Annotated in this window: 14 protein-coding genes; 4 read left to right on the top strand and 10 right to left on the bottom strand. The window is 72.6% G+C overall.

Annotated features, from left to right (window positions below; translation table 11 throughout):
* Window positions 1-171 precede the first annotated feature (171 nt).
* Window positions 172-1,533: a dipeptidase gene (locus ACF1DX_RS16865; protein WP_391791926.1), complete on the top strand. Its 1,362-nt coding sequence runs from the start codon at window positions 172-174 to the stop codon at window positions 1,531-1,533.
* 153 nt (window positions 1,534-1,686) lie between these two features.
* On the opposite strand, the gene ACF1DX_RS16870 is transcribed toward ACF1DX_RS16865, so the two are convergent.
* The 3 genes from ACF1DX_RS16870 to ACF1DX_RS16880 form a co-directional block, all read right to left on the bottom strand.
* A complete protein-coding gene (locus ACF1DX_RS16870; RefSeq protein ID WP_391791927.1) occupies window positions 1,687-2,727 on the bottom strand; it encodes an NUDIX domain-containing protein in 1,041 nt (346 codons plus the stop codon).
* 150 nt (window positions 2,728-2,877) lie between these two features.
* Window positions 2,878-3,069: a hypothetical protein gene (locus tag ACF1DX_RS16875; RefSeq protein ID WP_391791928.1), complete on the bottom strand. Its 192-nt coding sequence runs from the start codon at window positions 3,067-3,069 to the stop codon at window positions 2,878-2,880.
* A 78-nt stretch (window positions 3,070-3,147) separates the two neighbouring features.
* A complete protein-coding gene (locus ACF1DX_RS16880; protein ID WP_391791929.1) occupies window positions 3,148-4,101 on the bottom strand; it encodes an ROK family protein in 954 nt (317 codons plus the stop codon).
* A 197-nt stretch (window positions 4,102-4,298) separates the two neighbouring features.
* On the opposite strand from ACF1DX_RS16880, the gene ACF1DX_RS16885 reads away from it, so the two are divergent.
* A complete protein-coding gene (locus ACF1DX_RS16885) occupies window positions 4,299-5,393 on the top strand; it encodes a LacI family DNA-binding transcriptional regulator (protein WP_391791930.1) in 1,095 nt (364 codons plus the stop codon).
* A gap of 7 nt (window positions 5,394-5,400) precedes the next feature.
* Window positions 5,401-6,216 (top strand): hypothetical protein, encoded by an 816-nt coding sequence (locus ACF1DX_RS16890; RefSeq protein WP_391791931.1) that lies wholly within the window; start codon window positions 5,401-5,403, stop codon window positions 6,214-6,216.
* 4 nt (window positions 6,217-6,220) lie between these two features.
* Here the strand turns inward: ACF1DX_RS16890 and ACF1DX_RS16895 are convergent, their stop codons facing one another.
* The 7 genes from ACF1DX_RS16895 to ACF1DX_RS16925 form a co-directional block, all read right to left on the bottom strand.
* Window positions 6,221-6,439: a helix-turn-helix transcriptional regulator gene (locus ACF1DX_RS16895; RefSeq protein WP_030865797.1), complete on the bottom strand. Its 219-nt coding sequence runs from the start codon at window positions 6,437-6,439 to the stop codon at window positions 6,221-6,223.
* The gene (locus ACF1DX_RS16900) at window positions 6,439-6,936 is read right to left on the bottom strand and encodes a DUF2975 domain-containing protein (protein WP_391791932.1); all 498 of its coding nucleotides are present in this window, start codon (window positions 6,934-6,936) and stop codon (window positions 6,439-6,441) included. Before ACF1DX_RS16900 ends, ACF1DX_RS16895 begins: the two co-directional genes overlap by 1 nt.
* A 74-nt stretch (window positions 6,937-7,010) precedes the next feature.
* The gene (locus ACF1DX_RS16905; protein WP_391791933.1) at window positions 7,011-8,282 is read right to left on the bottom strand and encodes a DUF6986 family protein; all 1,272 of its coding nucleotides are present in this window, start codon (window positions 8,280-8,282) and stop codon (window positions 7,011-7,013) included.
* 275 nt (window positions 8,283-8,557) lie between these two features.
* Entirely contained in the window at window positions 8,558-9,520 is a 963-nt protein-coding gene (locus ACF1DX_RS16910; RefSeq protein ID WP_391791934.1) for an electron transfer flavoprotein subunit alpha/FixB family protein, read from the bottom strand.
* Window positions 9,521-9,581: 61 nt separating this feature from the next.
* A complete protein-coding gene (locus ACF1DX_RS16915; protein ID WP_391791935.1) occupies window positions 9,582-10,370 on the bottom strand; it encodes an electron transfer flavoprotein subunit beta/FixA family protein in 789 nt (262 codons plus the stop codon).
* 221 nt (window positions 10,371-10,591) lie between these two features.
* Window positions 10,592-11,101, bottom strand: a complete 510-nt coding sequence (locus tag ACF1DX_RS16920; RefSeq protein WP_391791936.1) for a flavin reductase family protein — start codon at window positions 11,099-11,101, stop codon at window positions 10,592-10,594.
* A 217-nt stretch (window positions 11,102-11,318) separates the two neighbouring features.
* Window positions 11,319-11,624, bottom strand: coding sequence for a TlpA family protein disulfide reductase (locus ACF1DX_RS16925; protein ID WP_391791937.1), 306 nt, complete (start codon window positions 11,622-11,624; stop codon window positions 11,319-11,321).
* A gap of 289 nt (window positions 11,625-11,913) precedes the next feature.
* Between ACF1DX_RS16925 and ACF1DX_RS16930 the strand changes: the two genes are divergently transcribed.
* Window positions 11,914-12,642: a lysophospholipid acyltransferase family protein gene (locus tag ACF1DX_RS16930; RefSeq protein WP_391791938.1), complete on the top strand. Its 729-nt coding sequence runs from the start codon at window positions 11,914-11,916 to the stop codon at window positions 12,640-12,642.
* The last annotated feature ends 180 nt before the right edge of the window (window positions 12,643-12,822 follow it).

Consider the following 12,822-nt stretch of genomic DNA (forward strand, 5'->3'; position numbering starts at 1 on the left):
CCGCCTGCCGCTGATGTCCTCCCGCATCCTACGGCGGCGATCACCTCGGGCCGCTGTGGGAGGATCGGCGGCGTGGGTGCCCCGTACACGGGTCCTCACGCACACCGCGCGATCATCTCGTACGAAGATGTCCGCGGAAGTTCCAACGTCGCACCCACAAGGAGCGTGCCCATGTCGTCGAATCCGGTCGCCGCGACCGTCGCCTCGCTGATGCCCAGGGCGAAGGAGGAGCTCGCCGAGCTGGTGGCCTTCAAGTCGGTGGCGGACTTCGACCAGTTCCCGCGCGAGGAGAGCGAGGGCGCCGCCCGCTGGATCGCCGACGCGCTCACCGCCGAGGGCTTCCAGGACGTGGCGCTGCTCGACACCCCGGACGGCACGCAGTCGGTGTACGGCTTCCTGCCGGGCCCGGAGGGCGCGAAGACCGTGCTGCTGTACGCGCACTACGACGTGCAGCCGCCGCTGGACGAGGCCGGCTGGGCCACCCCGCCCTTCGAGCTGACCGAGCGCGACGGCCGCTGGTACGGGCGCGGGGCCGCCGACTGCAAGGGCGGCGTGATCATGCACCTGCTGGCGCTGCGGGCGCTGAAGGCGAACGGCGGCGTCCCCGTGCACGTCAAGGTGATCGTCGAGGGTTCGGAGGAGCAGGGCACCGGCGGCCTGGAGCGGCACGCCGAGGAGCACCCCGACCTGCTGACGGCCGACACGATCGTGATCGGCGACGCGGGCAACTTCCGCGCCGGTCTGCCCACGGTCACGTCCACGCTGCGCGGCATGACGCTCGTACGGGTGCGGATCGACACCCTGGAGGGCAACCTGCACTCCGGCCAGTTCGGCGGGGCCGCGCCGGACGCGCTGGCCGCGCTGGTGCGCGTACTGGACTCGCTGCGCGCCGAGGACGGCAGTACGACCGTCGACGGGCTGGCCGGCGACGAGGCGTGGGACGGACTGCGGTACGACGACGAGCAGTTCCGCAAGGACGCCAAGGTGCTGGACGGTGTGGAGCTGATCGGTTCCGGCACGGTCGCCGACCGCATCTGGGCGCGCCCGGCGGTCACCGTGCTCGGCATCGACTGCCCGCCGGTGGTCGGCGCCACGCCGTCGGTGCAGGCGAGCGCCCGCGCGCTGATCAGCCTGCGGGTGCCGCCGGGCGTCGACGCGGCCGAGGCGACGAAGCTCCTGCGGGCGCACGTGGAGGCGCACACGCCGTGGGGTGCGCGGGTGAGCACCGAACAGATCGGCCAGGGACAGGCGTTCCGCGCGGACACCACCAGCCCGGCCTACCAGGCCATGGCCGACGCGATGGCGGTGGCGTACCCGGGCCAGGAGATGCAGTACGCCGGCCAGGGCGGCTCGATCCCCCTGTGCAACACCCTCGCCGCCCTCTACCCGAAGGCGGAGATCCTGCTCATCGGCCTGAGCGAGCCGGAGGCGCAGATCCACGCGGTGAACGAGAGCGTGTCCCCCGACGAACTCGAGCGGCTGTCGGTCACGGAGGCACTGTTCCTGCGCGCCTACGCGTCCGGAGCGAACTGATCGCCGTGGTCCGTCGCTCTGCCCGGGGGAGGGCGACGGACCACGGGCGGGCCCGGCCCCGCCCGAGCCGGACGGCTCCCTGACCCGGCTGGGCGTTCGGACTCCCCCGGGAGAGAGGCCGCAGGCCGGTGAGAGGCGTCCGCCGGTCCGGGCTCAGCCGACCGGCACTCCGGCCTCCAGGTACATCGCCTTCCCGCGTTCCCGTGCCCGCAGGGCTCTGCGCAGCCGTTCGTAGCGGACCGGGGGCAGCAGATCGGCGGCCTCGGCCTCGGAGGCGAAGCGCCAGCCGCGCAGTTCCGGGCCGGGCAGCAGGAGGCGTCCGGCGGCCGCGGAGTCGAGACGGCCGCCGTCGAAGAGCAGCCGCAGGCCGCCGAATCCGGGCGGCGCGGGCGGCTCCCAGTCGACGACGAGGAGCGCCGGTACGTCGTCGAGGCGGATCCCGGTCTCCTCGGCGACCTCGCGCATGCCCGCCCGCGCGGGGGCCTCACCGCGTTCCACGACCCCGCCCGGGAACTCCCAGCCCGGCTTGTAGGTCGGGTCGACGAGCAGCACCCGGTCCTGCTCGTCGAAGAGCAGCACCCCGGCGGCGACCGTCTCGGCGGTGGGCTCGGGCGTCTGCACGATGTCACAGGCCGGCGCCTCCCCGCTGCCGACCGCCTCGGCTATCCGCAGGGCGGTCTCGTAGGGGCTGAGGGTCCCGCTGTCGACCGGGTAGGCGTCGGCGGTGAGCCAGGCGGCGAGGGCCGCCTTGTACGGCTCGATGTGGTCGTACGACCATTGCCGGACGTGTATCTCTCCGTCGGGGAGGTCCGCCGGGAACTCACGGGCGGCTATGCGTTCACGCAGGATCGTTTCCGCCGGGGCGAGGAGGACATGCCTCACCGGTATGCGCCGGGCGGCGAGCCCGCCGAAGATCTCATCGCGGTACTCCTGACGCAGCAGGGTCATGGGGACCACGAGGGTCCCGCCGAGCTCGGCGAGCATCGCGGCCGCCGTGTCGATCACGAGTCGTCGCCAGATCGGGAGGTCCTGGAAGTCGCCGACCTCGGCGAGGCACTTGGGCGGGAGCAGCCGTTCCAGTGCTCCGCCGATGACCTCGGGGTCGAAGAGCGTGCTGTTCGGGATCAGCTCGATCAGTTCGTGCGCGGTGGTGGTCTTTCCCGCACCGAACGCGCCGTTGACCCAGACGATCACGTTTCCCCCTCTTCTGTTGGCCCCCTGTGGCTTGCCCGCTCCACCCTGCCACGGAAACCAGATCCGGGAGAGAACGCACGAGAACGGCGCCGGCGCCCCTGTGGTCCCAGGGGCCGCCGACGCCGTACGACCGTGCCGTGAGGGGTCTCGTCAGGCCTTGGTGCCCCGGTCGACGTCCAGGTCCAGGGTGTTGTCCTCGGCGATGGTCCGGTCGAGGGTGCCGAGGGTGTCGTCGACGCCGAGCGGGGCGGCACCGTCGGCGACCGCGTGCGACGGGGTGACGGCCGCGACGACGAAACCGGTGGCGAGGGAGGCGATGGCCAGCATGCTGCGCTTCTTCATACCCGCCACAACGGCCGGAACGGCCCCGAGGTCACGCGCGCGGTTCCCGGCCCCCGACCGCCCGCCGTCCCGCGGTCCTCAGACCCCCGCCACCGCCGTGTCCGTCCTGCCCGCCAGCGCTGCCGCCGCCGCGCCCACCAGGCCCGCGTCCGTGCCCATCCGGGCCGGGGCCACGGCGAGGCGCTGGACGAAGGACAGGGTGGCGTACTCGGTGAGGGTCTTGCGGAGGGGGGCGAAGAGGACCTCGCCCGCCTTGCCCACGCCCCCGCCGATCACGGCGATGTCGATCTCGACGAGTGTCGCGGTGGCCGCGATCCCGGCGGCCAGCGCCCTGGCCGCCCGCTCGAAGGACGCCACGGCCACCGGGTCCCCGGCGCGGGCGGCGGCGGCCACCGCGGCGGCGGAGGTGTCGCCGTCCGGGCCCGGACGCCAGCCGTTGTCCAGGGCGCGGCGGGCGATGTTGGGGCCGCTCGCGATGCGCTCCACGCAGCCGCGCGAACCGCACGGGCACAGGTCGCCGTCGAGATCCACGCTGATGTGACCGATGTGGCCGGCGTTGCCGGTGGGCCCGGGGTGCAGCCGGCCGCCGAGCACCAGGCCGCCGCCGACCCCGGTGGAGACGACCATGCACAGCGCGTTGTCGTGGCCGCGGGCGGCGCCCTGCCAGTGTTCGGCGGCCGTGATCGCCACCCCGTCGCCGATCAGCTCCACGGGCAGGCCCCCGGCCGCGTCCCGGACCCTGGCGACGAGCGGGTAGCCGCGCCAGCCGGGCACGTTGACCGGGCTCACCGTGCCGGCGGAGGCGTCCACGGGGCCGGCACTGCCGATGCCCACCGCGCCGGCGCGGTGCCACAGCGGGGACGCGGTGAGCTCACCGAGCACCGCCTCGACCGCCCGCATCACGGTCTCACCGTTCTCCTGCGCGGGCGTCGGCCGCTGGGCACGGACCAGGATCCGGCCCTGGCCGTCCACCAGCGCGCCCGCGATCTTGGTGCCGCCGATGTCGAGCGCGGCCACGAGGTCGGTGTGCATCAGTGTCGGATCTCCCCGTTGAAACATCAGAAAATCGCCGAGAACGACCATGTGCGAGCACGAGGCAACACATGGAGCACGAGCAACGGTCCGGTCGTGCGGCGAGGTGTGGGCCGGAGTGTGCGTTGGACAGTGTCCCCCGAGCCTGACAACGTTGTCCAGGCTCTATGCTCGACGCCACATCCTCATACAAGCCCATGGACCTACTCATCCCCGTGGCCGACAGGACAGGACACCGCACCGTGCCGGAGACGACCCGCCGCACCGACCGCATCCCAGGGACCCGTTACGGCAACCGTCCGACGATGAAGGACGTGGCCGCGCGTGCCGGCGTCGGGCTCAAGACGGTCTCCCGCGTGGTCAACGGCGAGCCCGGTGTCACACCGGAGACGGAGCGCCGTGTCCAGGAGGCGATCGACGCGCTCGCCTTCCGCCGCAACGACAGCGCCCGCGTGCTGCGCAAGGGCCGCACCGCCAGCATCGGTCTGGTCCTGGAGGATCTCGCGGACCCGTTCTACGGGCCGCTGAGCCGGGCGGTCGAGGAGGTGGCCCGCGCGCACGGCGCCCTGCTGATCAACGGCTCCAGCGCGGAGGACGCCGACCGCGAGCAGGAACTGGTGCTGGCGCTGTGCGCCCGGCGGGTGGACGGTCTGGTGGTGATCCCGGCCGGGGACGACCACCGCTATCTGGAGCCGGAGATCAAGGCGGGCGTCGCCACCGTCTTCGTGGACCGTCCGGCCGGGCACATCGACGCGGACGTCGTCGTGTCGGACAACTACGGCGGCGCCCACGACGGCGTGAGCCACCTGATCGCGCACGGTCACCGCAGGATCGGCTTCATCGGCGACATGCCCCGCATCCACACCGCGGCCGAGCGGCTGCGCGGCTACCGGACCGCCATGGAGGACGCGGGGATAACGGTGGTGGACTCCTGGATGTCGCTGGGCATCACCGACCCGGAGCGGGTGCGCCGGGCGGCCGAGGAGATGCTCTCGGGACCGGACCCGGTCACTGCGATCTTCACGGGCAACAACCGGGTGACGGTCACCGTGATCCGGGTACTGGCCGGGCACACCCGCCGGGTCGCCCTGGTCGGCTTCGACGACATCGAACTCGCCGACCTGCTCCAGCCCGGTCTCACGGTCGTCGCCCAGGACGCGGCGGCTCTCGGCCGGACCGCGGCCGAGCGGCTGTTCCGCCAGCTGGACGGCACCCTGCTCACCCCGGAGCGCATCGAGCTCCCCACCCGCCTGATCACCCGCGGCTCCGGCGAGCTGCCCCCGGCGGACTGAGCGGGCGGTGCCGTCGGAGGAGGACCGCACCCTGCGGGCGCTGGGGCTGGAGAAGGCCCCGCGCGAGCACCCGCTGCTGTATCCGGGCGCCTGGCCGCGGGATTCGGGGCTGCTCGACGGGGACCGGCTGCTGCCGCTGGACCGCCTGGTGTACGAGGACCGCGCGCCCGTGCTCGCGGTCGGCTCCAACGCCTGTCCCGGTCAGCTGCGGCACAAGATGGCCGAGTCCGGGATCATCACACCGGTGCCGATGGTGCGGACGCGGGTGACGGGCGTCGGCATCGGTGTCTCGGCGCACGTCAGCCGTATGGGCTATGTGTCCCACTCGCCGGTCCGCGCCCCGGGGACGGTGCGGGAGCTGTTCGTCCTCTGGCTCGACGCCCGGCAGCTCGCGGTGGTCGACGCGAGCGAGGGCGCACCGCGGCCGGACGGCAACTTCCACCGTGCCTGGCTGCCCGCACCCGATGTGCGCGTCGAACTCGCCGACGGCTCCGTGCTCCCCGGCGCGTACGCGTACGTGAACCGCCACGGTGTGCTGCACGACGGCACCGGTGTCCCGCGCGCCCATCCGGGCCAGCGGGCGCTGCTCACCGATCTGCTCGCGCACGTGCCCGGACTGCGGGAGCTGTTCGGCGCCTCCCCCGAGGAGTTCTGCGCGCGGGCCCGCGCCGACCTCCGGCTGTGCGCGCGGGGCACCCGGCTGTTCGCCGAGGAGAGGCTGGTGACGGTCTGCGGCCTGGAGCGGTATGCGGGGTCCGAGCGGTACGGACGTCCTGGCACCGGCGCGTCACCGGCGCCGCTGCCGAGGCGGGGGCACGGGTGACGGGTCAGGGCCGGGTGTCGTCGGGTTCCCAGCGCAGCAGGTCGCCCGGCTGGCACTCGAGCACGTCGCAGAGCGCGGCGAGGGTCGTGAAGCGCACCGCCTTGGCGCGGCCGTTCTTGAGCACCGCCAGATTGGCCGGTGTGATGCCGACGCGTTCGGCGAGTTCGCCCACGGACATTTTCCGCTTGGCCAGCATCACGTCGATGTCGACGGCGATCGGCATCAGATCACCTCGGCCAGTTCGGCCCGCATCCGCGACGCCTCGACGTCGCGCGCGACGGCCTGCGCCAGCAGCATCCTCAGGACGAGTACGACCAGGGCGATGCCCAGGATCGCCAGACCGGCCCCGCCCAGCAGTGCCACGATGCCGGGGGCCACGGCCTCGCCGGGCGCGAGGAGCGCTCCGAGCGCGAACACCAGCAGCGCCGCGGCGACGAACGCGCCGATGACGGTGTGCACGTAGCGGAAGGCGGCGTGGGAGAAGACGGTCCCGCGCCGCACCATCGTCACCAGCCGCCAGACGCAGACCAGGACGACCTGGGCCGTCACGACGCCGAGGACCACGACGAGGAGGAACGGGACGCGCAGGTACGAGTACTCCGCGTCCAGCCCTTCGAGGTCGCTCGCCATCAGCGGCACCATCACCGCCTGGATCCCCAGGGAACCCGCCAGCAGCGTCACCATCACGGCGCGCAACGCGAGCACGGTCAGCCGTCCCATCGCCCCTCCTTGAATCGAATCACGATGGAAAATTATCGAAATTCGATAGGCGAGGCAAGCGGGTGCGACCTGGACTACCGCGCGAGGACCTCCAGGTCGGCGCGGGACAGCGAGGTCGGGCGCTCCACCTCGGCGGCGTCCAGGGCGCCGCAGTCCAGGCCGCGCAGCAGGTATCCGGCGAGGGCCTTGGCGGTGGCGGGCTCGTCCATGATGTCGCCGCCGGCCCGGTCGGCGTACCGGGCGAGGCGGGCGGCGGCCTGCGTGAAGCCCTCGCGGTAGAAGGCGAAGACGGCCGCGTAGCGGGTGGGGAGGTGGCCGGGGTGCATGTCCCAGCCCTGGTAGTAGGCGCGGGCGAGGGCGCGGCGGGTGAGGCCGTAGTGCAGCCGCCAGGCGTCGTGGACCCGCTCCGTGGGGCCGACGGGCAGCACGTTGGTGGAGCCGTCCGAGACGCGTACGCCGGTGCCCGCGGCGGCGACCTGCATGACGGCCTTGGCGTGGTCGGCGGCCGGGTGGTCGCTCGCCTGGTGCGCGGCGGAGACACCGAGGCAGGCGCTGTAGTCGAAGGTGCCGTAGTGCAGCCCGGTGACGCGGCCCCCGGCGGCCTGGATCATGCGGGCGACGGTGGCGGTGCCGTCGGCGGCGAGGACGGCCTGGCTGGTCTCGATCTGGATCTCGAAGCCGATCTGGCCGGGTTCGAGGCCGCGCGTCTCCTCGAAGGCACCGAGGAGGCGGGCCATGGCGGTGACCTGCTCGGGATACGTGACCTTGGGCAGGGTCAGGACCAGCCCGTCCGGCAGGCCGCCGGCCTCCATGAGGCCGGTGAGGAAGATGTCGAGGGTGCGGATGCCCCGGTCGCGGACGGCGGCCTCCATGCACTTCACGCGGATGCCCGTGTACGGGGCCGCGGTGCCGGCCGCGTACGCCTCGGCGATCAGCCGGGCCGCGCGGGCCGCGGCCTCGTCCTCCTGGGCGTCGGGACGCCTGCCGTAGCCGTCCTCGAAGTCGACGCGCAGGTCTTCGACCGGTTCGCGCTCCAGTTTGGCGCGGACGCGGCCGTACACGTCCTCGGCCAGTGCGCCGTCCAGCCCGAGGACGGCGGCGAAGGAGGCGGCGTCCGGAGCGTGTTCGTCGAGCGCGGCGATGGCCCGGTCGCCCCAGGTGCGGAGGGTGTCGGCGGCGAAGACGTCACCGGGGACATAGACGGTGTGGACGGGCTGACGGGTGCCGGGGTCTCCGGGGTAGCGGCGCTCCAGTTCGGCGTCGACCGGTGCGAGGGAGGCGCCGATCTCCTCGGTGACGGTGCCCGCGAGACTCGTCGCCACCCGCTCCTGCCGCCCCTGGCCCATCCCATACCCTCCCGAATTCCGCGATACGGAATCAACAATCCGTTGAATGAAGTTATCGGGCCTCCCTCCCCCGGTCAACACCCGTCCTGCGAGCCGGTCCGCTCCCCCGCCTCCTCACGCTCACGCCCGTCCGGCACCGTTCGCCCGTGCCGGAGCGCTTCCGTTCTCCAGTACAGCACCGCCCCCGGGCCGGCCCGGGGGCTCTTCCCCGGTGGTGACACGCCGAGGCCCCCGCGACCGGAGCGGTCGCGGGGGCCTCGTACGGCTCGGGGTGATCAGCCCTTGCGGGTCTTGATCTCCTCGGTGAGCTGCGGCACGACGTCGAACAGGTCGCCGACGACGCCGTAGTCGACCAGGTCGAAGATCGGGGCCTCGGCGTCCTTGTTGATGGCCACGATGGTCTTCGAGGTCTGCATGCCGGCGCGGTGCTGGATCGCGCCGGAGATGCCGGAGGCGATGTAGAGCTGCGGCGAGACCGACTTGCCGGTCTGGCCGACCTGGTTGGTGTGCGGGTACCAGCCCGCGTCCACCGCGGCACGCGAGGCACCGACGGCCGCGCCGAGCGAGTCGGCGAGCGCCTCGATGATCGCGAAGTTCTCCGCGCCGTTGACACCGCGGCCACCGGAGACCACGATCGCGGCCTCGGTCAGCTCCGGACGGCCCGTCGACTCGCGCGGCGTGCGGCCGGTGACCTTGGTGCCGGTCGCCTGCGCGGAGAAGGTCACCGACAGGGCCTCGACGGTGCCCGCGGCCGGGGCGGCCTCCACGGCGGCCGAGTTCGGCTTGACCGTGATGACCGGGGTGCCCTTGGAGACACGGGACTTGGTGGTGTAACTGGCGGCGAACACCGACTGGGTGGCCACCGGGCCCTCGTCGCCGGCCTCCAGGTCGACGGCGTCGGTGATGACGCCCGAACCGAGACGCAGCGCCAGGCGGGCGGCGATCTCCTTGCCCTCGGCGGAGGAGGGGACCAGGACGGCGGCCGGGGAGACGGCCTCGACGGCGGCCTGCAGCGCGTCCACCTTCGGGACCACCAGGTAGTCGGCGTACTCGGCGGCCTCGTCGGTGAGGACCTTCACCGCACCGTGCTCGGCGAGCGCGGCGGCGGTGTCACCGGCCCCGTTGCCCAGCGCGACGGCGACGGGCTCGCCGATGCGGCGGGCCAGGGTCAGCAGCTCCAGGGTGGGCTTGCGGACGGCACCGTCCACGTGGTCGACGTAGACGAGAACTTCAGCCATGGGACTTCTTCTCTCCTGCTTGCGAAGTGTGAGGGGCGGGAAGCGAGTTGAGCCTCGTGGCTCAGACGAACTTCTGGCTCGCGAGGAACTCGGCGAGCTGCTTGCCGCCCTCGCCCTCGTCCTTGACGATCGTGCCGGCGGTGCGGGCCGGACGCTCGGCCGCCGACTCGACGACCGTGTAGGCACCCTCCAGGCCGACCTCGTCCTCGTCGATGTCGAGGTCGGACAGGCCCCAGGACTCCACCGGCTTCTTCTTGGCCGCCATGATGCCCTTGAAGGACGGGTAACGGGCCTCGCCCGACTGGTCGGTGACCGACACGACGGCCGGCAGGGAGGCCTCGAGCCGCTCGGAGGCGGTGTCGCCGTCGCGGCGGCCCTTGACCGTGCCGTCCTCGACGGACACCTCGGACAGCAGGGTCACCTGCGGCACGCCCAGACGCTCCGCCAGCAGCGCCGGTACGACGCCCATGGTGCCGTCGGTGGAGGCCATGCCGGAGACGACCAGGTCGTAGCCGGCCTTCTCGATCGCCTTGGCCAGGACCAGGGAGGTGCCGATGGCGTCGGTGCCGTGCAGGTCGTCGTCCTCGACGTGGATCGCCTTGTCCGCACCCATGGACAGCGCCTTGCGCAGGGCGTCCTTGGCGTCCTCGGGGCCCACCGTCAGAACGGTGATCTCCACGTCGTCGTCGGAGTTCTCCGAGATCTGCAGCGCCTGCTCGACCGCGTACTCGTCCAGTTCGGAGAGCAGACCGTCCACGTCGTCACGGTCGACGGTCAGGTCATCGGCGAAGTGCCGGTCGCCGGTGGCGTCGGGCACGTACTTCACGGTGACAACGATCCTCAAGCTCACGCCGGCTCTCCTACTGCATCGTCATTTCTGGCTGCCTGCCTGCACAGGCAGCATAGGCGCCTGAAGCGGGCGGTCCCGGCCGGGGCGGCCCGCGCTCCGACCGAAATATTACTCGTCAGTACACCCAGTTCTTTCCCGCTAAGCAAGCGCTTTGAACTGTGACCTTCGCAACGCAGCGTAACCGGAACTCGACGGGTCCGCGACCAGGGGGGAACCCCGCCTCAGTCGCGCAGGCCGTTGAAACGTCCCTGGTGGTAGAGGAGCGGACGGCCGCGGCCGGCGGGGTCGCCGAGCAGGACCTCGGCGATCACGATCCGGTGGTCCCCGGCGGGCACCCGGGCCACCACCTCGCACACCATCCAGGCCGGGACGTCGTCCAGCACCGGAACCCCCTTCGGCCCCTCCTGCCAGGCGGTGGCCGGACCGAAGCGGTCGGCGCCGCTGCGCGCGAAGGTCTCCGCCAGCTCCCGCTGGTGCTCCCCGAGGACGTGCACACCGACGTGGCCGCCCGTCGCGATCGCCGGCCAGCTGGAGCTCCCGGTACCGATGCCGAAGGAGAGCATCGGGGGCTCGGCGGAGACGGAGGCGAGGGAGGTGGCGGTGAAGCCGACCGGTCCGCGGTGACCGCGCGCGGTGATCACGGCGACGCCCGCCGCGTGCCTGCGGAAGACGGAGCGCAACAGCTCGGGCGAGGCGGGCCGGGCGGTGCCCGGGCCGGACGTGGCCGTCATGAAACCGTCCTTCTGCGGGAGGTGACGAACGGGTTCGCGGCCGCTCACCGGCCCGGCCGGCGCACACGCGCGGCGCGGGCGGCGACCGCCGGGCGGCCGGGTACCGGCCGGAGGCGAAGGGGTTCCGAAGGCATGGGGTCAGGCTGACGACGGGTGGCACGCACAGTCAAGTCGCTCCCGTGATGTGGGAGATGCCTCACCACGGCCCGGCCGGCCCTCACACGGCCTCCCCGAGCGCGGCGATCACATCGGCCTTGCGCGGCTGTCCGGTCGCGCGCCGTACGATCCGGCCGGCCGCGTCGAGGACCAGCACCGTCGGCGTCTTCACTATCCCCAGACGGCGTACGAGGTCCAGACGGGCCTCGGCGTCGATCTCCACGTGGGCCACACCCGGCACCAGCGCGGCCACCTCGGCGAGCACCCTCCGGGTCGCCCGGCAGGGCGCGCAGAAGGCGCTGGAGAACTGCACCAGGGTGGCGCGCTCCCCCAGTCCGGCCTCCGGCCCGGCCCACGGTTCCGGCATGCCGGGCCGTCCTCCGTCGTCCCCGTCCCGCACTCGCGCACTCCTCTCACGGATCACCCGTCGACGATGTCCAGCACCGCCGGGAGCGCGGGCATTCCCGCCCGTACGCACAAAGTCCGAGGTGGATCAAGGGGGGACGTGACGAGAATCTCGCCGACGACGGGCACCAGGGCTGGTTCACCGGCCGTTCTTCGGGCACCATCTGCGACAAGCCGTAAAACCTACGGCTGCGTAACTTCGACTGGGAGCCTCCTTCCCAGGCAGAGAAGGAAAGGGTTCCAACCCGCCCATGGCAGAACTCGTCTACCGGCCCGTCGTCGGTTTCGCCCGCACCTTGTTCAAGGCGTGGGACCTCAAGATCGACTGCCAGGGGTCGGAGAACATACCGCGCTCGGGCGGCGCCGTGCTGGTGAGCAATCACATCAGCTACCTGGACTTCGTCTTCAACGGCCTGGCGGCGCTCCCCCAGAAGCGGCTCGTCCGTTTCATGGCGAAGGAGTCCGTCTTCCGGCACCGGATCTCCGGTCCGCTGATGCGCGGCATGAAGCACATCCCGGTGGACCGCGAGCGGGGCGAGGCGGCGTACGAGCACGCGCTGCGGTCGCTGCGGTCGGGGGAGATCGTGGGCGTCTTCCCGGAGGCGACGATCTCCCAGTCGTTCACGCTGAAGAGCTTCAAGTCGGGTGCCGCGCGCCTGGCCCAGGAGGCCGGCGTGCCGCTGGTCCCGATGGCGTTGTGGGGCACGCAGCGGCTGTGGACGAAGGGACACCCGCGCAACTTCGGGCGCAGCCACACCCCGATCACCATCCGCGTGGGCGAGGCGATCGAGGCGTCCAGGGACAAGTACGCGGGCGCGCTCACCCGGCAGCTGCGCGAGCGCGTGCAGGAGCTGCTGGAGGCGGCGCAGCGGGCCTATCCGGTGCGCCCCAAGGACCCGGACGACACCTGGTGGATGCCGGCCCACCTCGGCGGCACGGCCCCGACCCCGGAGCAGGTCCGCGAGGCCGAGGCGCGCTGACGCCACCGCGGCCAGCCGCGCCACACACCCGCCCTCCGCGGACCGACCGCTGCCGCCCTCCGCGGGCAGTCGTGCCGCAGGGCGATGGGGGTCCCCCCGCTCGAGCGAAGCCGAGAGTGGGGGAGGGCGGGCGCGACGGCACCCCGTGAGCGCCGGGCTGCGCTACTCCCCCCGGCCCGC

Source organism: Streptomyces sp. NPDC014676 (assembly GCF_043084105.1).
Lineage (GTDB): Bacteria > Actinomycetota > Actinomycetes > Streptomycetales > Streptomycetaceae > Streptomyces.